The 21,489-nt window shown below is 70.7% G+C and carries 17 protein-coding genes and 1 tRNA gene; 9 read left to right on the forward strand and 9 right to left on the reverse strand.

Features of this window, described 5'->3' with window-relative positions; genetic code table 11:
- Window positions 1–3: 3 nt before the first annotated feature.
- On the reverse strand, window positions 4–525 hold the full coding sequence (locus FMP39_RS06690) for an NADAR family protein (protein WP_141589146.1): 522 nt from the start codon (window positions 523–525) through the stop codon (window positions 4–6).
- Window positions 526–608: 83 nt separating this feature from the next.
- Here FMP39_RS06690 and FMP39_RS06695 point away from each other — a divergent pair, with 83 nt between their 5' ends.
- Window positions 609–1,334, forward strand: coding sequence for a hypothetical protein (locus FMP39_RS06695; protein ID WP_141589147.1), 726 nt, complete (start codon window positions 609–611; stop codon window positions 1,332–1,334).
- Between the two features lie 155 nt (window positions 1,335–1,489).
- Here the strand turns inward: FMP39_RS06695 and FMP39_RS06700 are convergent, their stop codons facing one another.
- Entirely contained in the window at window positions 1,490–2,416 is a 927-nt protein-coding gene (locus FMP39_RS06700; RefSeq protein ID WP_141589148.1) for a GDP-mannose 4,6-dehydratase, read from the reverse strand.
- Window positions 2,417–3,391, reverse strand: a complete 975-nt coding sequence (gene gmd / locus FMP39_RS06705; RefSeq protein ID WP_011555292.1) for a GDP-mannose 4,6-dehydratase — start codon at window positions 3,389–3,391, stop codon at window positions 2,417–2,419. It abuts the gene before it with no gap.
- Between the two features lie 142 nt (window positions 3,392–3,533).
- Here gmd and FMP39_RS06710 point away from each other — a divergent pair, with 142 nt between their 5' ends.
- The 3 genes from FMP39_RS06710 (at window position 3,534) to FMP39_RS06720 (ending at window position 7,222) form a co-directional block, all read left to right on the forward strand.
- On the forward strand, window positions 3,534–4,772 hold the full coding sequence (locus FMP39_RS06710; protein ID WP_141589149.1) for a myxosortase-dependent phytase-like phosphatase: 1,239 nt from the start codon (window positions 3,534–3,536) through the stop codon (window positions 4,770–4,772).
- Window positions 4,773–4,817: 45 nt separating this feature from the next.
- Window positions 4,818–6,605 carry a bifunctional UDP-sugar hydrolase/5'-nucleotidase gene (locus FMP39_RS06715; protein WP_141589150.1) on the forward strand — a complete coding sequence of 596 codons (1,788 nt, stop codon included), beginning with the start codon at window positions 4,818–4,820 and terminating at the stop codon, window positions 6,603–6,605.
- A gap of 221 nt (window positions 6,606–6,826) precedes the next feature.
- Entirely contained in the window at window positions 6,827–7,222 is a 396-nt protein-coding gene (locus FMP39_RS06720; protein WP_141589151.1) for a hypothetical protein, read from the forward strand.
- A 74-nt stretch (window positions 7,223–7,296) separates the two neighbouring features.
- On the opposite strand, the gene FMP39_RS06725 is transcribed toward FMP39_RS06720, so the two are convergent.
- The 4 genes from FMP39_RS06725 to FMP39_RS06740 form a co-directional block, all read right to left on the reverse strand.
- Entirely contained in the window at window positions 7,297–10,074 is a 2,778-nt protein-coding gene (locus FMP39_RS06725) for an Hsp70 family protein (protein ID WP_141589152.1), read from the reverse strand.
- A 25-nt stretch (window positions 10,075–10,099) separates the two neighbouring features.
- The gene (locus FMP39_RS06730) at window positions 10,100–11,962 is read right to left on the reverse strand and encodes an Hsp70 family protein (RefSeq protein ID WP_141589153.1); all 1,863 of its coding nucleotides are present in this window, start codon (window positions 11,960–11,962) and stop codon (window positions 10,100–10,102) included.
- A gap of 61 nt (window positions 11,963–12,023) precedes the next feature.
- The gene (locus tag FMP39_RS06735; protein ID WP_141589154.1) at window positions 12,024–12,650 is read right to left on the reverse strand and encodes a DUF2760 domain-containing protein; all 627 of its coding nucleotides are present in this window, start codon (window positions 12,648–12,650) and stop codon (window positions 12,024–12,026) included.
- A gap of 106 nt (window positions 12,651–12,756) precedes the next feature.
- Window positions 12,757–12,832, reverse strand: a tRNA-Ala gene (locus FMP39_RS06740).
- A 193-nt stretch (window positions 12,833–13,025) separates the two neighbouring features.
- Between FMP39_RS06740 and FMP39_RS06745 the strand changes: the two genes are divergently transcribed.
- The 5 genes from FMP39_RS06745 to FMP39_RS06765 all read left to right on the forward strand — a co-directional run bounded on the left by FMP39_RS06745 (window position 13,026) and on the right by FMP39_RS06765 (window position 19,389).
- Complete coding sequence (locus FMP39_RS06745; RefSeq protein WP_194858268.1) at window positions 13,026–15,389, forward strand: tetratricopeptide repeat protein; 2,364 nt, start codon at window positions 13,026–13,028, stop codon at window positions 15,387–15,389.
- 317 nt (window positions 15,390–15,706) lie between these two features.
- The gene (gene cyoE, locus FMP39_RS06750; RefSeq protein WP_011555284.1) at window positions 15,707–16,591 is read left to right on the forward strand and encodes a heme o synthase; all 885 of its coding nucleotides are present in this window, start codon (window positions 15,707–15,709) and stop codon (window positions 16,589–16,591) included.
- A gap of 29 nt (window positions 16,592–16,620) precedes the next feature.
- Window positions 16,621–17,613 (forward strand): ABC transporter ATP-binding protein, encoded by a 993-nt coding sequence (locus FMP39_RS06755; RefSeq protein WP_141589155.1) that lies wholly within the window; start codon window positions 16,621–16,623, stop codon window positions 17,611–17,613.
- The gene (locus FMP39_RS06760; protein ID WP_090489977.1) at window positions 17,610–18,467 is read left to right on the forward strand and encodes an ABC transporter permease; all 858 of its coding nucleotides are present in this window, start codon (window positions 17,610–17,612) and stop codon (window positions 18,465–18,467) included. The genes FMP39_RS06755 and FMP39_RS06760 overlap by 4 nt, the downstream gene beginning before the upstream one ends.
- A gap of 100 nt (window positions 18,468–18,567) precedes the next feature.
- A complete protein-coding gene (locus FMP39_RS06765; protein ID WP_194858269.1) occupies window positions 18,568–19,389 on the forward strand; it encodes a carboxypeptidase regulatory-like domain-containing protein in 822 nt (273 codons plus the stop codon).
- Between the two features lie 8 nt (window positions 19,390–19,397).
- Here the strand turns inward: FMP39_RS06765 and FMP39_RS06770 are convergent, their stop codons facing one another.
- Both FMP39_RS06770 and FMP39_RS06775 read right to left on the reverse strand, forming a co-directional pair.
- On the reverse strand, window positions 19,398–20,798 hold the full coding sequence (locus tag FMP39_RS06770) for a HAMP domain-containing sensor histidine kinase (RefSeq protein WP_141589157.1): 1,401 nt from the start codon (window positions 20,796–20,798) through the stop codon (window positions 19,398–19,400).
- Window positions 20,795–21,475 carry a response regulator transcription factor gene (locus tag FMP39_RS06775; protein WP_141589158.1) on the reverse strand — a complete coding sequence of 227 codons (681 nt, stop codon included), beginning with the start codon at window positions 21,473–21,475 and terminating at the stop codon, window positions 20,795–20,797. Before FMP39_RS06775 ends, FMP39_RS06770 begins: the two co-directional genes overlap by 4 nt.
- Window positions 21,476–21,489: the final 14 nt, after the last annotated feature.

Consider the following 21,489-nt stretch of genomic DNA (forward strand, 5'->3'; position numbering starts at 1 on the left):
GCCCTACGACTCAGCGGGGGACGCCTCGGTGACGCCCTCCGCCAGCAGGTCCTCGCGCAGCTTCGTGAGGACCTTGCCCAGCAGGTTCAGTCCTCGCCACTTTGCGGGGTGATGGATGCGCGGGTCCTCCTCATCCAACCCCACACCCCAGATGCGATCCACGGGGCTGGCTTCCACCAACGCTGTGCCCGCGGTGGCCAGGAGTGCCTTCAACAGCTCCGGGCTCTGGGTGAACTTCGCGCGGTTGCCCTCGTAGACGATGCGCTCACGCGCCTTCTCCCAGCGCGCGTTGTCGAAATCGCGGACCTTGCGGCCCAGGGCCTTGTGCGTCTTGGGCGACTTCGATGACAGGATGCTCGCCAGCGCCTCTTTGTCACCGAAGAGCCGCGCCTTGCCTGCCATCATGTACTGCTCCGCGCACACGTAGCGCACGCCGTCCACGGCGAAGTCGGAAGGGTGCCACTGGGAGAAAGGGGAGTGCGCCTGCCAGAAGAAGGTGAACCGCTGCTGTCCTGCTTCGCTCATGGGCGACCTCGGAAATGGTGTTGATTGTACACGAACGTTGATGGCCCGGTGGCCTGACAAACGTCGCTACACTGCCCACCTTCATGACGCTCTCCGACGCCCTGGTCCTGCTGGAACGCTGCTTCACCGGGCTTGCGGAAGGCGCCCCCCGGCTCCGCGAGCAGGAAGACGCCCGCTTCGCCCTCCGCCCCAGTGCCGTGTGGCTGGAGTACCGCTGGTACGTCCATGAGCGGGGGATGGCGGAGGTCTTCCTCAAGTGGCCCCGTGCCTCCACCGAGCAGAGCGCCGCGGCCGAGGCCACGGTGCTTCGCGTCCATCTGCTCGGCGTGTCATCCGCGCTTTCCCAACGTGCGGGGCAACTGCTCGTGGGAGGCACGCCGTCGAGAGATCGCATCATGGACCTCTTCGGCGATGACGGCGTGCGCCGGGAGTGCGTCTGCCTGGGCCGGACGAACGTCACCGTGGAGCACTGGGAGCCGCAGCCCGGCCCACGCCCGTTGCTGGATGATGCGCGCTTCACCTCGCTGGCCGAGGTGCTGGAGGCGCCGGACTCCACGCCCGAGGCGCGTCACGAGGCGGTGCAGCGGCTGGCTGACGAGCGAAGCCCTCGCGTCGTGGCGGTGCTGCTCGCGCTGGTGGCGCGCAATCACTCGCTGATGGCGCTGCGGGTGTTGTCGGAGTGGGGCGTGGTGGGGGCACGCGAGGCGCTTCAGCGGGACCTGGCCCAGGTGCGGCCAGACAATCCGGCGGACCTGTGGACCCTCACGGCGTTGGAGCGGCGGCTTCAGGCCTGGGCGGCGCTTCAGTGAACGGGGACGCCTGACGCGTCGCCTCGTCACGGGCCGTCCACTTCGGAATCGCGGGCCCACGACGCCAGTCCCATCGAAGCTGGCGCGGCAGCGGTGGCCCAGCCGAGCTTCCGACGCGCGCGCATCCTTGGGGACACGCGCGCGCCTTCGCTTGCTCACGCCGCGCCGGGCACGCGGGGGCCGAGCACATCGCGCAGCGCGTCCGCCACGGTCAGCTTCGGGGCCCAACCCAGCGCCTTCAGCTTGTCGGGAGCGCCGACGAGGCTGGGGATGTCGGAGGGCCGCAGGCGCGCAGGGTCCAGCTCGATGCGCGCGTTGACCCCCGCCAGCGACAGCATCTCCTCCAGCAGGCTGCGGATGGTGCGGCCCTCACCGCTGCCGATGTTGTACGCCTGCCCCGGCTCACCCTTGTCGAGCAGCAGCCGGTAGGCCTCCACCACGTCGCGAACGTGGGAGAAGTCGCGCACCGCATCCAGGTTGCCCGTGCGCAGCACCGGGTCCACCGTGCCCAGCCCGATGGCGCGAATCTGCGCCGCGAACGAGGGCACCACGAAGGTGGGGTCCTGCCCCGCGCCCAGGTGGTTGAAGGGCCGCGCCATGACGACCTCCAGCCCGTAGCTGCGGTGGAACTGCACCGCGGCCAGCTCCGCTGCGGACTTGGAGGCCGCGTAGGGGCTCAGGGGCACCGCGGGGGTGTCCTCGGTGGCGCGCGTGCCTTCGGGCACCGGGCCGTACACCTCGCCGGAGCCCACCAGCACCACACGCGCCTTCGGGACGCTCTCGCGCACCGCGGTGAGCAGGTGCACCACGCCCATGGTGTTCACCGCGAACACCCGGGACGGGTTGTGGTGGCTCTTCGCGACCGAGCTGAAGCCCGCCAGATGAATGATGCCCTCGGGCTTCACCTCGGCCACCGCCGCCTTCACCGAGGCTTCGTTGGCCACGTCGAAGTGCAGGGCGTTGCTGTTGATGCCCTCACCGCGCGGCCCGTGGGCCTCCACCACCTCGTCGCCGGCGGCGCGCAGCAGGGCGCACAAGTGCCGGCCGACGAAGCCATCCGCGCCTGTTACCAGAATGCGCATCTACCGCTGCCCCGCCTTCACGCGCTCCAGGTCCGCGTCCACCATCATCTCCACCAGCTCCTTGAAGCGGACCTTGGGCTCCCAGCCCAGCTTCGTCTTCGCCTTGGCCGGGTCACCGATGAGCAGGTCCACCTCGGCGGGGCGCACGAAGGCCGGGTCGATGAAGACGTGCTTCTCCCAGTCCAGCCCCACGCGCGCGAAGGCAATCTCCACCAGTTCGCGCACGGTGTGCGTCTCGTTGGTGGCCACCACGTAGTCCTCGGCCTGCGGCTGCTGGAGCATCCGCCACATGGCGTCCACGTAGTCGCCCGCGAAGCCCCAGTCGCGCTTGGCGTCCAGGTTGCCCATGGGCAGCTTCTCCTGGAGGCCCAGCTTGATGCGCGCCACGTTGTACGTGACTTTGCGCGTGACGAACTCCAGGCCCCGGCGCGGCGACTCGTGATTGAAGAGGATGCCGCTCACCGCGAACAGGTTGAAGGACTCGCGGTAGTTCACCGTGATGTGGTGGCCGTAGGCCTTGGCCACACCGTACGGGCTGCGCGGATAGAAGGGCGTGTCCTCCGTCTGCGGAACCTCCAGCACCTTGCCGAACATCTCGCTGGACGACGCCTGGTAGAAGCGCGCCTCCGGGCGGGTGTGGCGGATGGCTTCCAGCATCTTCGTCACGCCCAGCGCGGTGAACTCACCCGTGAGCACCGGCTGGTTCCAACTGGTGGGCACGAAGGACTGCGCCGCCAGGTTGTAGACCTCGTCGGGCTTCGTCAGGTTGAGCAACGCCGCGAGCGAGAACTGGTCCAGCAAGTCGCCCTGGTGGAGCTGAATCTTCCCGTGCAGGTGCTGGATGCGCTCGAACTTCTCCTCCGACGAGCGGCGCACCATGCCGTGCACCTCGTAGCCCTTCGAAAGGAGCAGCTCCGCGAGATAGCTGCCGTCCTGCCCCGTGATGCCCGTAATGAGTGCGCGCTTGGTCGCCATGTTCTTTTCTGTGTTGGCTGGAAGACGCACTTTCTAGCCGACGCTGTCACCCATCGCCAACCGTTCCCGGCCGCTTCCTACTTGAAAGCCTGACGCCTCGTGCCAAGTTAGGGCGCTCACATTGCTCAGTCTGGAGGCGGTCATGCGCAACCCAACCCCCCTGGCCCTGGCGGCGCTGCTCCTGGGCACTCCGGTGTCCGCGCAGGTCGCCGTGTCGCCGACAGCGCAGTCCGAGCCCGCCCCGTCCATCACCGGCGGGGTGCTCCAGGACGTGGCGCTCTGGGTGAGCCCCGGCGCCCCCAGCAGCAGCTTGTTTCTCACCGCCTACAACAGCCCCAACTCGGGCCTCGTCACCTTCGGCCTGGGGGGCGAGCAGTTGGATGCGGAGCTCGCGGATGGCGCGATGTTGGCCGTGGCCGTGCGGGACGGCTTCCCGCTGTCCGGGGTGCAGCAGACCCTGGTGGTGACGGCCAGCATCAACTTCAACGGGCTGGCGGCCTACACGGTGGACCCTGACCGCGCGGACCGGGTGATGCGGATTGGCGCGGCGGGCTTCCTGACGGGGACGGAGTTCTCCGCCGTGGCGCTCTATCAAAACGAGGACTCGGGCCGGTTCTATGTGTTCGCTGGCACGTCCACGGGTGTGCTCCAGCAGTACGAACTGGACGGAGACACGGGGCGCGTGACGGCCACCCTGGTTCGTACGCTCACCACGACGGGGCCCATCGCGGGCCTGGCCGTGGACGAGGCGTCCGACTCCCTGTTCGTCACCCAGCAGGGGCAGGGCCTGTGGCGCTATCCGGCGGCCGCGGACGCGGACGTCACCGGACAGCAACTCTCCATCCAGGGCTCGGGCGAGCTCTCCGCCAATGTGGGCCGGGTCGCGCTGTACCGCGCGCGCAATGGCGAAGGGTACATCCTGGTCGCGGACACGGGCGCGGATGCGTTCGCCGTCTATGAGCGGCGCGCGAGGACCCTCGTGGGCTCGTTCCGCCTGGCGGACGCGGATGGGGGCGTCATCCGGGCGAATGACCCAGTGGCCCTCGCCGTCACCGCGTCGTCGCTGGGCACGGCCTATCCCGACGGGCTCTTCGTGGGCAGTGACGCGTTCTCCAACCCGCAGCGCTTCCTGTACGCGCGCTGGCCGGCGGTCGCCGAGGCCTTCGACCCCGCGCTGCGAATCGACACGCGGTTCGATTCGGACGGGGGCACGGACGGTGGCCTGGGGGACGGAGGTGGCTCCGGTGGTCCGGGGCCCGCGCCAGGCCCGGGCAATCGTCCCGACGAGTCGGGCTGCTCGTGTGCTTCGGCCTCCGTGCCGGCCACCGCTGCGTTCGCGTTGCTCGCTTTGGTGCGGGTGGGGCGTCGCCGTCGCGACTGAAGCGCGTTGCCAGCGGGCGCGCGCCGCGCTGAAGTGCGCGCCCTCATGCGTTTCTTTCGACTCATCGCCCTCGCGTTGGCGTTCGGGGCCACCACCGCGTGCTCCGGCATCTGGACCCGCGGCGCGCCGCCGGAGCCCATCCGCATCACCCTGGTGGGCATCAACGACTTCCACGGACAGGTGGAGCCTCATCGCACGCCACTGAAGGACGGCCAGGTGGTGGAGGAGGGCGGCGCCGCCACGCTCGCGGCCTACGTGGCGCGGCTGCGCGCGGCCAACCCGGGCGGCGTGGTGCTGTTGGACGCGGGCGACATGTTCCAGGGCACGTTGCCTTCCAACCTCACGGAAGGGGCCGTCGTCATCGACGTGTACAACCACCTGGGGGTGGACGCGGCCGCCATTGGCAACCACGAGTTCGACTATGGCCCCGTGGGGCCGGGTTCCATGGCGCTGCGGCCCGGGGATGACGCGCTGGGTGCGCTCAAGGCACGCATCGGCCAGGCGCGCTTCCCCATGTTGTCGGCGAACCTCCGTGACGCTTCCACCGGCGCGCGCCCCGCCTGGACGGGCAATGACGGCACGTACCTGATGAAGGTCAAGGGCGTGAAGGTGGGCATCATCGGGCTCTCCACGGAGGACACCCCTAAGGTCACCAATCCCGCCAACGTGTCGTCCCTGCGCTTCCTGCCCCTGGCGCCCGCCGCGCTGGAAGCGTCCCGTTCCCTGCGCGCGCGCGGCGCGGAGGTGGTGGTGGTGGTGGCGCATGCGGGAGGCAAGTGCGCGGACTTGAGCAACCCCCGCGACACGTCGAGCTGCGACGAGGGCGACGCGGAGATTCTGTCGATGCTGAAGCTCCTGCCGCCAGGCACGGTCGACGCCATCGTCGCGGGACACACCCACCAGACGATGGGCCACTTCTTCGCCCAGGTGCCCATCATCGAGACGACGGGGCTGGCGCGCTCCCTGGGCGTGGTGGAGCTGTTCGTGGACCCGGACAGTCGCCGCATCCTGCCCGAGCGCACGCGCATCCAGGCCGCCATTCCCCTCTGTGCGAAGGTGGACGCCACCCAGGGAACGTGTGACGGCCGCCGCCTGCGGAACGAGCCCCAGGTGCGCCTGGAGCCCGCGTCGTTCATGGCGGAGCCGGTGGTGCCGGACGCGCAGGTGGCGCCGCTGCTGGCGCCAGCGCTGGAGCTGGCACGGGAGGCGCAGAATCGCCAGTTGGGGCTCGTGGCGGCCACGCCCCTGGCCCGCGGCTACACGGAGGAGGGCGTGCTGGGCAATCTGGTGGCGGACGTGCTGCGTGCGTCGGCCAACGCGGACGTGGGGCTGATGAACCCGGGCGGCGTCCGCGCGGACCTGGCCGCGGGGCCGCTCACCTTCGGTCAGGTGTTCGAGGTGCTGCCCTTCGACAACACGGTGGCCGTGGCCACCCTGACGGGCCCCGAGCTGTCGCGGTTGCTGCACCTGGCCTATGGCAACGACATGGGCTCCGTCTTCGCCGTCTCCGGCCTCGAGGTGACGCTGGAGCGCTGCCCGGGGCCTGGGAGGTTCTCGGGAGTGGCCCTCGCCGGCGGTCAGCCGCTCGTCCTCGACTCCCGCAAGATGTACCAGGTAGCCCTCCCGGACTTTCTGGCGCGAGGCGGTGACGGGCTGGAGCCCCTCTTGAGCACCGTGCCACCGGAGCGCATCGAGATGACCCCTGTCGACGGGCTCGACTTGCGCGAAGCGCTCGTCGCCTACGGGAAAGCCCGGGGCGGCACGCTGGAGGCCCCCGACCTGGGACGTGTCCGCTACACGGGTGTAGCAGAGTGTCAGCAGGAGGCGCGCTGAGCGCGTCCCGGCTGAAAATTCGGACGACGGCTGATCCGCTGAGGGTGAACGAAAGGACTCACCCCAGGGGAAGGACACAGAAATCGCGCCGGGGGCCGATTTTTCGGCCTGGGATCAGTTTCCAACGGGAAGCGGAGGTCCTACTCTAGTCCCTGCGAGTGTCCACTCCGAGGTGGCCCAGGGCCTGCGTGGGTGGACTCCCGTGAGCTGGAGGAACCGACATGCTCTACAAAGTGACCCCGATGATGGCGCCGCCTGCGCCTGAGAAGGCGAAGCAGCGTGAACCGGGGCAGGGCCAGCCGCGCAAGCGTCGCAAGTCCGCCGTCTACGACGCGGATGGCCAAGAGGTGCTCATCTCGCTGATGTGCATCAAGTGCAAGACACTGAAGCCGCTGGCGCAGTTCGGCCTGCGGAAGATGGCGGATGGCGCCATCCGGAATCAGCCCTGGTGCCGCACGTGTCGCTCGGGCGCCGGCAGCAAGAAGCCCAAGGCGGGCAAGGACGCCGCCGCCGCGCCGGTGGAAGAGGCGGCCCCGGTGCTCCAGGTCGTGCCGGCCGCGGCGAGCCCCGAAGCGGGTGAATCCCCCGCCGAGCCTGTCGCCGCCGCGCAGGGCTGAGCCACCGTCACTGTCCCAGCTCCCGGGGGCTGGACCTTCCAGGTCCAACTCCCGCGGGAGCATTCCTTCCAGTCCTACGACAGCCGCAGACCGGCGGGGAGCGTATCCCCGAGCGCGCGAGCCTCGTCCGCGGCTTCCAGCGCCACGACTTCGCGCACCATTCGCACCCAGGTCTCGGAGGCCTTCGCCGCCAGCAGGGCCTGGGCCGTGCGCTCGCGCAGGTCCGGGTCCAGATCGCGCGTGCGATCACCCGTGAGCCGCGCGAGCTGCGCCGCCGCGAAGGACGCGCCGTCAATCTTCCGCAGGTCCAGCTCCAGCAGCAGCGTGAGCCAGGCCTCGGCCGTGTCCACGTCCACCACCTTGTGGCTGCTGCCGTACAGGGGCACGCGCGCGCCCAGCCGTCCCAGGGACCAGGCCCACGGGCCGCCGGACTTCGCCTCGGCCTTCAGCCGCGCGGCAATCCACCGGCCCAGCTCCGCCTTGTCACCCGGTTGCAGGTGCTCCAGCGAGGCGGCAGTGCGGACCATCTCCTCCAGGCCCTCGGGCTGGATGCCCTTGAGCTTCCCTGGCGGGGGCGCATCCGGTGGCACCTTCCGCGCCAGGTGGGGCTGGAGGTACGCGTACAGCTTCTGCTGCCGCGCCTCGTCCAGTCCACCCGCGATGCGGCGCCACATCACCCAGAACTCCGTCCACACCGCCTTGTCCGTGTGGTGCTGCACCAGCGCGTCGAACAGGCCGAAGGTCTGCTCCGCGCGCCAGCCGTCCAGCGGGTAGCCGAAGCCCGGCCGCAGGCTGAAGCCGGTGAGGCTGTAGAAGACACGCTCGTGGTCCTCCGAGCGCCGGCGCTTGCTCGCGCCCGCGAAGAGGGTGCTCCACATCTCCCGCAGCACCGGCACGCGCCACGTCTCACGCGAGCCCAGGGCCTTCTCCAGCGTGCGCCCGAGCTGCTTCACGTCCTTGGGGCCAATGGGCAGCGGCTTGTTGCCGTAGACGCGCTCGATGTTGTCCTTCGCCTCGACGAAGCGCGCGGGCATGGACTCGGTGACGGTCAGCTCGTGCGAGCCGCCGGTGCCGCGCAGCTCGAACTCCAGGCGCCACCGCTCGTCCGCGACGTTGGACACGCAGTACAGCTCCAGCGTGCCAATCTCCGTCAGCGCCGCCTGGAGGTGCACGGGCACCTCGGCCACCTTGTTGGAGGCGCCCTTGAGCAGCGTGTGGATGGGTGGCAGCGGCTTGAGGTCCTCCGCCAGCGGCACCAGGTCGCCGGGCTTGTCGATGCGGTCGCTGGTGGTGGAGTAGAGCTGGAACTGCACCGGCCGGCCCAGGGTGAGTGAGAAGGGGCGCTCGCCCAGGTCCACCTTCTGGCCTTCCTCGAAGCCGCGGGGGATGAGGCACAGCGCGGGTTGCTCGGCGCTGTCCGCCGCGCGTTGCAGGCCCACGTAGTAGGCACGCGCCGCGCCGCCACCAATGCGCAGGCCGTGGCCGCGCCGCACCAGGCCGTAGTACGCGGCGCCCCGGGCCACCGCGAGCTCCAGGGACTCGTGCCGCAGCAGGGGAATGCGCGGCGCGTTCGGCCACCAGGCGGAGAGGGCCTCCACCAGCCGCTCGGAAATCTGGGGCGAGTTGAACACGCCGCCGTTGAGCAGGATGGCGTCCGGCCGGGGCAGGGCGCCCTCCGCCGGCGCCGTCTCGCCCAGCGCGGCGAAGCCCGCCGCCGCGTGCTGCGCGAGGAAGGCCGCCATGTGCCGCGTCACCGCCGCGTCCTGCACGTAGGGCAGGCCCAGCTCCTGAAGCGCCATTCGCGCGGCGCGGCGTGGCCTGTCAGCGGGTGTGGTGAGGGGGAAGAAGCCGTCCAGCACCAGCGCCTGCGCCTCGTCGCGCGTCAGCTCCGTGGACAACGTGCCGCCCAGCAGCTTGCTGCCCCCACTCACCAGCGACACGCCGTGCTTCTCCGGCGGGGCGAGGCCGAGCAGCGCCTCCTTCGCGGTGCGCGCGGACTGGATGGCCTGCGTCCACTGCGTGGCGGACAGGCGGCGGCCGTCCGTGAAGAGCTTCTCCTCCACCCGGCGCGCCAGCGCGGCGTCCATGTTGTCGCCGCCCAGCATCAGGTGGTCACCCACGGCCAGTCGCCGCAGCATGGGGCCTTCGGGCGACAGGCCCGCATGCACCAGCGTGAAGTCCGTGGTGCCGCCGCCCACGTCCACCACCAGCACCAGCCGGACGTTGGAGAGCGTCTGCTCCAGGTCCGCCCGGTGGCGCGCGGTGTAGTCGTAGAAGGCCGCCTGGGGCTCCTCCAGCAGGGTGAACTTCTCCAGGCCGGCCTTGCGCGCCGCGCTCACCGTGAGGGCGCGGGCCGCTTCGTCGAAGGAGGCGGGGACGGTAATCACCACCTCCTGCTTCGACAGGGGCGCGTCCGGGTGCGCGAAATCCCACGCGCGGGCCATGTGCGTCAGCAGCAGGGCGCTGGCGTCCACCGGGGACAGCTTCTGGACGTCCGCGGGCGCACCCCAGGGGAGGATGGGCGCGGAGCGGTCCACGCCCGGGTGGCACAGCCAGCTCTTGGCGCTGGCCACCAGCCGCCCCGGCACGCGCGAGCCCTGCCATCGCGCCAGCTCACCCACCACCCACGGGCCGCCGTCATCCCCCCAGGGCAGCGTGAGCGAGCCCTCCGCCAGCTCGTGGCCGGCGGGCACGTACACGGTGGAGGGCAACAGGGCCCGCGGGGCCACCTCGCCCTGACGGACGAGCTGCGGAAGGGCGAAGTCCTCCACGGGGGCACCCGCGCCCCGCGAGGGGTCCACGGATGCCACGGCGCAATGGGTGGTGCCCAGGTCGATGCCAACGATTCGCATACGCCTCCGATTGACGGATGGCTTTCTACTCCTTCATGCGGACGTTGAGTTCCAGCTTCCAGCGCCCGGGGCCATCCTTCTCCAGGCACCGGAGCTCCAGCGTCCCCACCTCCGTCACCGCCGCCTGGAGGTTGACGGGCGTCAGGTCGCTGAAGACGGAGGGCTGACCGGGCATGGTCGTCTCGATGGGGGCCAGCTCCTCCAGCCCGCCGCTGGCCAGCTCGGTGTCGACGTCCTCCAGCATGACGCCCACCTTGTCGTCGCGCCGCAGGGAAGAGGAGAAGAAGCGGAAGCGGGTGGGCTCACCGGTGACGAGCCCGAACTCCTGGGGCGGGACGTCCGCCTGCGTGCCTTCCTCCATGCCGAAGGGGGCCACGCAGAGCGCCTTCACGGGCGGCTCCATGCCGGGCACCGCGGGCATCGCCGTCTCCACGCCCACGTAGTAGGCGCGGGCCGTGCCGCCGCGGATGCGCAGGCCGTGGCCCTGGCGCACCCAACCATAATAGGCGGCGCCGCGCGCCACCGCGAGGTCCAGGTCCGCGCCCTCCAGCGCCTTGGCGGGTTCTCCGCCATCCGCCGTGAGCCAGCCGTTGATCACCTCCATGACGCGCGCCTTCAGCGGGCCGGCCTTGAAGACGCCGCCGTTGAAGAGCACCGCCGTGGGGTGGAGGAAGGCCTTGCCGCTGACGTCCACCGGCGCGTCCGGGCTGGACGCGAGCGCCTGCGCCTGCCGGGTGAGGAAGGCGGCCAGGTGACGGGACACCCCGGCGTCCTGGGCGTAGGGCAGCGCCATCTGCGCCAGGCCGGTGCGGCGCGCGGTGCGCGGCAGCTCGGTGACGGGCGTCACGGGGAAGAAGCCGTCGGTGAGGACGCGGTCCAGCTCCTCGCGCGTCAGCTCCGTGCGCAGCGTGCCGCCGATGAGCGACGAGCCCCGGCCGGGGATGGCGATGGGCGCGCGCTCCAGGGACGGGTCGGCGTAGAGCGCCTCCTTTGCCTGGCGGCAGCCATGGGTGAGGGCGTTGAACTGCCAGGCGTCCAGCTTCTTGCCCTCGGCCGTCATCCGCTGGTTCAGCGTGTGCGCCAGCGCCAGGTCCATGTTGTCGCCGCCCAGCAGGATGTGGTCGCCCACGGCCACGCGGAGCAGCTCCAGGTCACCGGCGTTGTCGCGCACGGTGATGACGGAGAAGTCGGAGGTGCCGCCGCCCACGTCCACCACGAGGATGACCTCGCCCGGCTGCACGTGCTTGCGGAAGTTCTCCCCCATGGCCTCCAGCCACGCGTAGAGCGCGGCCTGGGGCTCCTCCAGGAGGGTGATGTTGGGGATGCCCGCGGCCTTGGCGGCCTCCAGCGTCAGGTCGCGCGCTGCCGCGTCGAAGGAGGCGGGGACCGTGATGATGACGTCCTGTTCGGCCAGGGCGTTGTCGGACTCCTCGCGCTCGCGGGCGAAGGTGTGGTCCCACGCGTCCTTGAGGTGGCGGAGGTAGCGCGCGGAGGCGTCCAGCGGCGACACCCGTTCCACCTCCTCGGGGGCCTGCCACGGCAGCAGCGCCGCGCGCCGGTCCACGCCGGGGTGGGACAGCCAGCTCTTGGCGGAGGACACCAGCCGGCTGGGCACCTTGGCGCCGTGCGTGCGGGCGAACTCACCCATCAGGGTGCTGGCCTCCGGCTTCCACGGCAGGGCCAGGCTGCCGGCGGGGAACTCCTGCGCGGAGGGGAGATAGAGGAAGGAGGGGAGCAGCGGGCGGGCCTCGACGGTGCCGGGCGCGGTCAGCTGGGGGACGGGCAGCATGGACTGCGCGCCGCCGCGGGGCTTGCCCTCCTCCAGATTGAAGTAGGACGCCGCGGAGTGCGTAGTGCCCAGGTCGATGCCAATGGAATAGCGGGCCATATCGGACGAGAACTCCTGGAAGACGCGGGTTTGTTCGCGCTGTGAGGCCGTGGTGGCCGGCTCAGGAAAGCTCGACCTCCGCGGGAGCAAGCACGCGCGGGTCGATGGCCGGGCTGACGGTGGGCAGCTTCACCGCCGTCGTCATCCAGCCGTGGTGACGCAGGATTCCGTTGTAGGGCGGCTGGCCCGCCACGTTGCCGGTGAGGCGGATGCGCTGGGCGTCGAACCCGACGGGCACCGGCACCGAGTCCCCTTCCGACTGGGGCAGCACCCGCTCCAGCGTCAGGTAGGTCTGGGCCACCTTGCGGCAGCCCTCATGGACGATGCGCGCCGCCGCGCCCACTTCCGCGTCGGAGAAGGCGGAGACGTTCTCCTGGAGGAAGTCCACGAAGCGGCCCTCTCGCTGGAGCATCCCCAGCAAGGACAGGGCGCTGGCGTGCTCGCGCTCGGGGGGCAGAGCAGGGGGCGGCTCGGGCGCTCGGGGCGCGGGCCGGACCTCTTCCTGCTTGGGAAGCGGGGTGGGGGCGGGGCCGCCCGAAGGAAGCTGGGCGAGCTGGCCGGCGTCATAGGCCTTGCTCGTGGGCAGCACGGCCTGCGCGAACTCGCGGGACACGAGGCAGCGCCAGAAGCACAGCCAGGCGAGCCAGAAGCGGGCGAAGAACGACAGAGAGGCGGGCTGGTCGGTCATCGGCACCGGATAACAAAGCCCGGATGCTTTGCAATTCGGCAGTTCACCGAGATGCCCCAAATGCAAAGGGCCTCACGGTTTCCCGTGAGGCCCTTCGTTTGTTGCATGGTGGAGGTGGACGGGATCGAACCGACGACCTTCGCATTGCGAACGCGACGCTCTCCCAACTGAGCTACACCCCCACAACTGGACTGCTTGCTGCGCCTCCGCGGTTTGGGGCCGCCGAAGTGGGATGGGCTAGTACCGGAGGCCCTTCACCGTGTCAAGCGCAAGCTGCCAACATGGATTCCGGCGATTGACGTGCTGCGTACCGGGTGCCATAAAAACCCTTCTTGTCAGGCGTATCCTTCCCGCCCGTTTAGCTGCCCCCCGTTAATGTCTATCTCCTCTTCGAAGACGTTGAGCCCGGCCGAGCTCGCGAAGCTTGAACACGCCTTTGCTTCCGACCCTTCGTCGGCGGCCTACAAGCCTCTCGCAGAAGCGTACCTGAGCATGGGCCGCTTCATGGAGGCGATGGTCGTCTGCAAGAAGGGGGTGAAGGCCCACCCGAATGCGGCGGACCCCCGCCTCCTGCTTGCCCGCGTCTATGCGGAGCAAGGCAAGGACAAGAAGGCGCTGGAAGAGGCGCTCGGCGCCCTTCAGGTGCAGCCTGAGGACAAGGCCGCGCTGCGCATGGCCGGCGCGCTTCAGCTGAAGACCGGCGAAGCGGAGCCCGGCAAGGCGAACCTCCTCAAGGCCTACACCGCGGACCCGGGCGACCCGGACACCGTCACGCTGCTCCAGCAGCACAAGATTGAACCGCCGCGGCCCGCCGCGCCGGCTCCGGTCGCCGCGCCCGCTGCTCCGGCTGCGCCCGCGACGCCGGGTCCGTCCGCCACCCAGCAGTCCGCCGCCGCGCTCTCCAGCGTCGCGGCGACGGCGGGGACGGAAGCGCCCGCGGCGAAGCCCGCTGCCACCCAGGCCGCGAAGCCCGCGCCCACCGCGCGCGCGGAGGCTCCCGCGCCACGTCCTGCCCCTCAGCCGCGCCGGCCCCAGGTCGTCGTGGAAGAGGTGGATGAGGACGAGGACGACGAGCCGGTGTCCCGCCGGCCCCCTTCCTCGGGCAGCAAGGGCAGCAAGATGGTGACGTTGGGCCTGCTGGTGGCCATCCCGCTGTTCGCCATCGGCTATGGCTGGTACTCGGCCAACGCCCGCACGAAGTCTCGCGAGCTGAAGAAGAGCCTGGACGCGGCCAGCGAGCTGCTCAAGCGCGACTCCTTCGACAGCTACAAGAAGGCCGTCGAGGCGGCGGACCAGGCGCTGGAGGTGGACTCCGACTCCTCCTTGGCGCACGGCTACCTCGCCTACGCCTGGGCCATCCGTTGGGGTGAGCACGGCGGTGGTGACGATGCGCGCCGCCAGGCCGAGGAACATCTGGCCGTGGGCAAGAAGGGCGGCGACCTCAGCTCGCACCTCATCGCGTCCGAAGCGCTCATCCAGACCTACGGCGGCAAGGGCAAGGACGCGCTGGGGCAGCTGGAAGAGAAGGTGAAGGAGCTGGACGCGCAGGGCCGCTCCAGCTCGCTCCTGTACCTCACGCTGGGCCTCATCCAGATGAACGCGGGCGATTTGGAGCGCGGCCGCGACAGCCTGGACCGCGCGCAGGTGCTGTCTCCGGATGACCCTCGCACCTACGCGAGCCTGGGCGCGGTGTACCGCCGCCTGGGGCAGGACGCCGCCGCCTGGCGGAACTACGACTCCGCCCTCCGGTACGCGAAGGACCACCCGGAGTCGCTGCTGGGACGCTCCCTGCTGATGTTGGAGCAGGACTCGCCCAACTTCGAGCTGGCCCACACCATGCTCAAGAAGCTGCTGGAGTCCGACCCGCCGCCGTCTCCGCGGCAGCTGGCCGCGGCGCACCTGGCGCGCTCGCTGCTCATCAGCCGCGTGTCGACGGCCATGGTGGACCTGAAGCCGGACATGCAGCAGAAGCTGGCCGAGGCGACCGCCGTCCCGCAGGACAAGGACAAGGCCCGCTCGGAGATGCTCAAGAGCGAGGAGACCGGCTTCTCGCTCGACAAGCAGAACCCGGAGCTGCACCTCATCAAGGGCCGCCGCCTGCTGGCGGAGGGCAACTACGACGCGGCGGCGGAGGAGATTCGCAAGGCCATCCGCATGGACGCCTCGCGCGCCCAGTTCTACGTCGAGCTGGCCAAGTCGCTCATGGGCAAGCAGGGCGGCGAGAAGGATGCCGCCGAGGCGCTGCAGACGGCCCTGAAGACGATGGGCGACAGCCCGAAGCTGGTGGTGATGCTGGGCAACGCGTACCGCCGTCAGGGCAAGCTGGATGAGGCCCTGGCCCAGTACCAGCGCGCGGTGAAGGACCCGAAGGCCAAGAACCCGGAGGCCCGGCTGGCCATGGGCGCCATCTACCGCGAGCGGTCCAAGTGGGACCTGGCTCAGGAGCAGTTGGAGAAGGCGAGCCAGGAGTTCCTGGGGCAGTCGGACCGCGCGGCCATTGCGCTCACCGAGCTGGGACGCGTGTACCAGAGCAAGGGCGACACGGCGAAGGCGGATGAGACCTACCAGCGCGCCCTCAACGCGGACGAGGCGTACTCGCCGGCCTACTACTTCTACGCCACGCTGCTCTCGAAGGACTCGAAGCAGGGTGCGAAGGCGAAGATGCTGGCCCAGGAGTACCTGAAGCGCGACCCGAGCGGCGAGCACGCATCCGCGGCCCGTTCGCTGGCGGGCGGCTGAAACACCACGGCGGCCTTCCAGGCGCCGGACAAGCGGGGCTGATGCGCGCGGGCAGTTGAACGCGCGGTCAGCCCCGTTGTCGTGGTTGCTGACCCCGCGCCCTGACGCTATGCCCGGGGCGTTTGTCTTCCCCGACGCACCTGGGTGGGTGGCGGGAGTCCGGTGTCGCCCGGGTGTCTCCCGGGGGCCAGCCGGGCGTTCGTCCGCTGGAGTCTCCCGGGGGCGCCGTGTCCTTGCCCACCCCCGGGTGGTGCCTGTATGGGGAAGGCCGTTACCGCGCCGGCAGCGTGTCTGTCGTGCCTACCTCTGGAGTCTGTGTGAACGCGCGTGCCGAGTCCTTGCCGACAGTCGCGTCCGACCTGATCTCCCTCACCAAGCCGCGCCTCTCCTCCCTGGTGCTCGTCACCGCGGCGGGGGGCATGTGGCTGGCGCCCGGCCACATGGGCGCCGTCAACGCGCTGGTGACGCTGCTGGCCACGGCGGGAACCGTGGGCGCGGCCAATGCCCTCAACTGCTACTGGGAGCGGCACAGCGACCAGTTCATGGACCGCACCCGCAACCGGCCGCTGCCCTCCGGGCGCATGGAGCCGGCGGTGGCGCTGTGGTTCGGCATCTCCCTGGCGGCCGTGTCGCTCCCGGCGCTGGCCCTGGGCGCCAACGTGCTCACCGCCGCGCTGGGCCTGGTGGCGCTGCTGAGCTACGTGCTGGCCTACACGCCGCTGAAGGCGCGCACGTCCGCGGCCATGCTGGTGGGCGGGGTGCCCGGCGCGCTGCCTCCGCTCATGGGCTGGACGGCGGTGACCAACCAGATGGACGTGGGGGGCTTCTCGCTCTTCGCCATCATGTTCCTCTGGCAGATGCCGCACTTCATCGCCATCGCGCTCTTCCGCAAGGAGGAGTACCGGGCGGCGGGCCTCACGTCGGTGCCGCTGGAGCGGGGTGACGAGTCCAGCCGCGCACAGGTGGTGCTCTATCTGGTGGCGCTGATTCCGATGACGCTCCTGCCCTTCCAGCTCCACATCGCCGGCGCGTGGTACCTGGCCGCGGCGGTGCTCCTGGGGCTGAGCTTCCTCGGGCTGGGGGCGTGGGGCTTCTTCCGGCGGCTGGGAAACACCTGGGCCCGCCAGACGTTCTTCTTCTCACTCATCTACCTCACCGGCCTGTTCGCCGCGCTGGCGCTGGACCGAGTTCCTCGCGAATAGCGTCCGGGGCGAACGGGGGACGCCCGCTCATGCCCGAAGTCCTGGTTTCCACTGCCACCTCTCAACCGCTGCTCCAGTTGGAGGGGCTCACGCGTCGCTTCAAGGGGCGCACGGCCGTGGACGGCCTGTCCCTGTCGGTGCGGCCGGGGGAGATTCTGGGCCTGCTGGGCCCCAACGGTGCGGGCAAGTCCACCACGTTCCAGGTGCTGGCCGGGCTGCTGTCCCCGGATGCGGGCCTCGTTCGCTTCGAGGGCCGGGAGCTGTCGCTGAGCGACCCGTCGCTGCGCCGGCAGATGGGCATCATCTTCCAGCGCAGCAGCCTGGATGACCTGCTGACCGCGCGGGAGAACCTGATGCTCGGCGCCCGGCTGTATGGCCTGGGCGGAGAGCGGGCCCGCGAACGGGTGGAGGCGATGCTATCGCTCATCGGCCTGGCCGACCGTGGCGACGAACGGGTGTCCACGTGGTCCGGTGGCATGCGCCGGCGCCTGGAGCTGGCGCGGGCCCTGGTGCACCAGCCGCGCGTCCTGCTCATGGATGAGCCCACACAGGGCCTGGACGAGGCGGCCTTCCGTACCTTCTGGGCGCACCTGAAGCGCCTGCGCGACAGCGAGGGCCTCACGGTGCTGCTCACCACGCACCGCGCGGACGAGGCCGACGTCTGCGACCGGCTGGCGGTGTTGGACGCGGGCAAGCTGGTGGCGTGTGACACGCCGCAGGCGCTGGCCTCGCGCATGGGCGGGGACATCCTCTCCGTGGAGGCGCCCGAGCCGGAGGCGCTGGCGGCCGAGCTGCGCGAGCGGCTGATGCTGGACGCGAAGGTGGTGGAGGGGCGGGTGCAGGTGGAGGCCCCGCAGGGCCACGCGCTGGTGCCCCGACTGGTGGAGGCCTTCCCCGCCGGGCGGCTGACCTCCGTTGCGCTGCGCCGGCCCACGCTGGCGGACGTGTTCCTCCAATTGACGGGGCGCGCGCTGGGCGCGGACGTGCCCACCGCTGAACCCGCGCCGAGGAGACGTCGATGAGCGCCGAGCTGTCCGCCGCCCCCGAACCGATGAACGCCGGGGCTCCGGCCGTGTCGTCGCCGCCTGGAACGCTCGCGCTCCAGTGGGCGACGGTGCGGGTGCTGATGATGCGCGACATCGTCCGCTTCTTCCGCCAGCCGTCCCGGGTGGTGGGGGCACTCGCGCAGCCCGTCCTCTTCTGGTTCGTCATCGGCTCCGGCTTCGCGGGCTCCTTCCGCGTGGAGGGCGCGCAGGGCCTGGGCTACCAGCAGTTCTTCTTCCCGGGCGTCGTCACCATGGTGCTGCTGTTCAGCGCCATCTTCGCGACGATTACCGTCATCGAGGATCGCAAGGAGGGCTTCCTCCAGGCGGTGCTCGCCGGGCCGGGCTCGCGGCTGGCGGTGGTGCTGGGCAAGGCGCTGGGCTCGTCCGCCATCGCGCTGCTGCAGGCGTCGCTGTTCCTGTTGCTGGCGCCGCTGGCGGGTGTGAGCGCGGCCACGCTGAACGTGCCGCTGCTGCTGTCCGTCATGGTGCTGTCGGCGCTGGCGCTGACGGGCATGGGGATGTCGCTGGCGTGGTGGGTGCGCTCCAGTGCGGGCTACCACGCGGTGATGAGCATCGTCATGCTGCCCATGTGGGTGCTGTCCGGCGCCGTGTTCCCGCTCAAGGGCGCGGACACCTGGCTGGCCTGGGTGATGCGGCTCAACCCGATGCGCTACTCCGTGGAGGGCGTGCGGCGGGCGCTGCACGGCGCGGAGGCGTCGGTGGCGCTGGGCGCGTCGTCGTCCTCGGCGGGGTTGGAAGTGCCGGTGCTGGTGGCGTTCGCCGCGGTGTTCATCGGGCTGGCGGCCTTCAGCGTCAGCCGCCGGGAGTAGACAGCAGCCGTTCGCGGTGTCCTGGTGGGTTGGACATGCGCTGCCCCTTTCGCTACGAGGTGGGCAGACGCATCACCTGACTTCCCGAGGAGATTGCACGATGACGCTGCGCACGCTCGGCCTGACGCTGCTGGGGACCGCGGGGCTGCTGACCCTTTCCGCCTGTAAGAAGGAGGAGCCGGCCTCCGCGCCTCCCGCCGCCGCGAAGAAGGAGCCCCACGCGGCCTCGCCCATCCAGGCGCCGGAAGGTGCCGCCGCCGCGCCCGTGGCTCCAGCGGGCAAGGGCGTGGTGAAGGGCACGGTGAAGTTCACTGGCACGCCGCCCGAGGCCGCGGACATCCCCGCGAGCAATGACCCGGCGTGCGAGGGCATGGCGACGAAGGATGCGTCCGTCTTGGTGAAGGACGGCAACCTCCAGAACGTGCTGGTGCGCGTGAAGGGCAAGGTGCCCGGCGCGCCTCCCGCGCCTGCCACGCCGGTGGTGGTGGACCAGTCGAAGTGCACCTACGTCCCGCGCGTGCAGGGGGCGATGGCGGGGCAGCAGGTGGCGTTCAAGAACAGCGACGGAACGCTGCACAACGTGCGCGGCATCGCGGGCACGAAGCCCGTGTTCAACGTCGCGCAGCCTCCGTCCGGCGCCCCGGTGGAGCGGCCGCTGCCCGCGGACGCGGACGTGCTGAAGCTGAAGTGTGACGTGCACCCGTGGATGTCCGCCTTCGTCGTCAGCAACGAGAACCCGTACTTCGCGACGACGGGCGCGGACGGTGCCTTCGTACTCGAAGGACTGCCCGCGGGCACGTACACGGTGGAGGCCTGGCACGAGACGCTCGGCACGAAGACGGCCGAAGTCACGGTGAAAGACGATGCGCCGGCCGAGGCCGCGTTCACCTTCTCCGCGGAGGACGCGTCCGCGCAGAAGTGACGAACGCGTTACGCGGCGGGGCGGCCCTCTGATGCCGGAGGGCCGTTCTTCCGCACGGTGAAGCCCACCCGAGCGCCGCCGCCGGGGCGGTTCTCCGCGAAGACTTCTCCGCCGTGGACGTGCGCGATGCGCTGGACCAGCGCCAGCCCCAGGCCCAGGGAGCCCGCCTCGCGCGCTTCGGTGCCTGAGTCTCTCCGGTAGAAGGGCCGGAAGATGCGCTCGTCCTCGCCGGGCTGCAGCCCGGGGCCCCGGTCTTCCACGCAGAAGGCCAGGTGTTCGCCTCGCTCCTGGATGCGCAGTGCCTCGGCGCCGGCGCCGTGCTTGCGCGCATTCTCCAGGAGGTTGGCCAGGGCGCGGCCCAGCAGCGTCGCGTCTCCCACGAGCCCGGCGCGCTCCACCTCCATGCCCAACAGGGAGCTCGCCAGCCCCGCGCGCTCCAGGGCCTGCGTGGCCAGCGTCTGGCCATCGAGGACTCGCGGGGTGAGCTGGCCGAAGTCCAGCCGGGAGCTGGCCAGCAGCTCCCCCACCAGGGCATCCAACTCCACCACCTCGCGGTCCACCTGGTCCAACGTCTTCGGGTTGCCGCCTCCGTCGCGGAGCAGCTCCGTCAGCACGCGCAGCCGGGCCAGCGGGGTGCGCAGCTCGTGGGACACGGCGGCGAGCAGCTCGCGCTGGTCCGCCACCTGCTTCTCGATGCGCCCCGCCATGTCGTTGAAGGCATCCGCCAGCACGGCGAACTCTCCCGTGACATGCGGCGCGACGTCCGCGCGCGAGTCCAGCCGGCCCGAGCCCAGCTCTCGCGTGGCCCGCACCAGCTCATCCATGGGCCGTGCGAGCCGCCGCGCGAGCTTCCCCGAGGCCAGCCACAGCACCATGCACGACAGCGCCAGCGGCAGCACCATCCGCAGCGGGTTCTTCGGACGGAAGCTGGCGTAGCAGGCGCGCACCGAGCCCAGGGTGATGCCATCACGAACCACGGGCAGGTTGAGCTCGGGCCGCCGGCACGGCACCTGGGATTGCGCCAGCATCGCGCCGGACGCGTCCCGCAGCTCCACGCCCACCTGCAAGTCCTTCTCGATGGACGCCACCAGCGCGTCCCGCCGTGCGGGCTCGTCCCAGACCTCCTCGAAGCGGTGGCCCACGAAGGCGCGCACGCGGTCGCCTTCCTGTTTCCAGGTGCCTCCGCCCACCAGGCTCATCACCGTGGCCACCAGGGCGCCGGTGGCGAGGATGGACAGGCCGAACCACATGAACAGGCGCCGGTGCAGCCGGGCGCGCACGAAGCCGCCCAGGCGGCCCATATGCCAGTAGCCGTGCGGCGGATGCCGGTGTCCCCAGGGGCCGCATTCGTGCGGCTCGCCCCACGCGTCCCAGCCGCGCTTGTGCGCCCGGGGCCTGGCGCGTTTCACGGGCCCTCCTTGGCGAACACGTAGCCCACGCCGCGCACCGTCTTGATGAGGCGGGTGCCCACGTCACCGAGCTTCTGTCGCAGGTGGGAGATGTGCACGTCGACGGTGCGCTCGCCCACCACCGTGTCACTGCGGCCCGCCTCGCCCAGCAGGGCGTCGCGCGGAACGACGCGTCCGGCCCTGCGCACCAGCGCGACGAGCAAATCGAACTCCAGGCCCGTCAACTCCACGGCGCGCTCCTCCACGCGCACCTCGCGCCCGGCCACGTCGATGGACACGCCGCCCGACTCCAGCCGGTCCGCCACCGCCGAGGGCTGCGAGCGGCGGAGCACGGCCCGCAGTCGCGCCAGCAGCTCACGGGGACTGAAGGGCTTGGGGAGGTAGTCGTCAGCGCCCAGCTCCAGACCCACCACGCGGTCCGTCTCGTCGCCCTTCGCGGTGAGCATGATGACGGGGATGCGGCTCTTGGCGCGGATGCGCTTGCAGACCTCCAGGCCATCCATGCCGGGCATCATCACGTCGAGCAGCACCGCGTCGAAGGCGCCGGCCTCCAGCGCCGCCAGCCCCCGTCCGCCATCCGCCGCGTGGGTGACGCTGAGGCCATTCTGCCCGAGGTACTGCTCGAGCAGCTCGTACATCCGGGTGTCGTCGTCGATGAGCAGGACGCGCGTGGACATGAACCGCCTTCTAC

The sequence above is a fragment of the Myxococcus sp. AB056 genome (assembly GCF_006547365.1).
Taxonomy (GTDB): Bacteria; Myxococcota; Myxococcia; order Myxococcales; family Myxococcaceae; genus Myxococcus; species Myxococcus virescens.

Bases quoted from the DNA above. Each gene is read 5' to 3' on its own strand.
- FMP39_RS06690 (WP_141589146.1), bottom strand. From the start codon at position 525: ATGAGCGAAGCAGGACAGCAGCGGTTCACCTTCTTCTGGCAGGCGCAC.
- FMP39_RS06695 (WP_141589147.1), top strand. From the start codon at position 609: ATGACGCTCTCCGACGCCCTGGTCCTGCTGGAACGCTGCTTCACCGGG.
- FMP39_RS06700 (WP_141589148.1), bottom strand. From the start codon at position 2,416: ATGCGCATTCTGGTAACAGGCGCGGATGGCTTCGTCGGCCGGCACTTG.
- gmd (WP_011555292.1), bottom strand. From the start codon at position 3,391: ATGGCGACCAAGCGCGCACTCATTACGGGCATCACGGGGCAGGACGGC.
- FMP39_RS06710 (WP_141589149.1), top strand. From the start codon at position 3,534: ATGCGCAACCCAACCCCCCTGGCCCTGGCGGCGCTGCTCCTGGGCACT.
- FMP39_RS06715 (WP_141589150.1), top strand. From the start codon at position 4,818: ATGCGTTTCTTTCGACTCATCGCCCTCGCGTTGGCGTTCGGGGCCACC.
- FMP39_RS06720 (WP_141589151.1), top strand. From the start codon at position 6,827: ATGCTCTACAAAGTGACCCCGATGATGGCGCCGCCTGCGCCTGAGAAG.
- FMP39_RS06725 (WP_141589152.1), bottom strand. From the start codon at position 10,074: ATGCGAATCGTTGGCATCGACCTGGGCACCACCCATTGCGCCGTGGCA.
- FMP39_RS06730 (WP_141589153.1), bottom strand. From the start codon at position 11,962: ATGGCCCGCTATTCCATTGGCATCGACCTGGGCACTACGCACTCCGCG.
- FMP39_RS06735 (WP_141589154.1), bottom strand. From the start codon at position 12,650: ATGACCGACCAGCCCGCCTCTCTGTCGTTCTTCGCCCGCTTCTGGCTC.
- FMP39_RS06745 (WP_194858268.1), top strand. From the start codon at position 13,026: ATGTCTATCTCCTCTTCGAAGACGTTGAGCCCGGCCGAGCTCGCGAAG.
- FMP39_RS06755 (WP_141589155.1), top strand. From the start codon at position 16,621: ATGCCCGAAGTCCTGGTTTCCACTGCCACCTCTCAACCGCTGCTCCAG.
- FMP39_RS06760 (WP_090489977.1), top strand. From the start codon at position 17,610: ATGAGCGCCGAGCTGTCCGCCGCCCCCGAACCGATGAACGCCGGGGCT.
- FMP39_RS06765 (WP_194858269.1), top strand. From the start codon at position 18,568: ATGACGCTGCGCACGCTCGGCCTGACGCTGCTGGGGACCGCGGGGCTG.
- FMP39_RS06775 (WP_141589158.1), bottom strand. From the start codon at position 21,475: ATGTCCACGCGCGTCCTGCTCATCGACGACGACACCCGGATGTACGAG.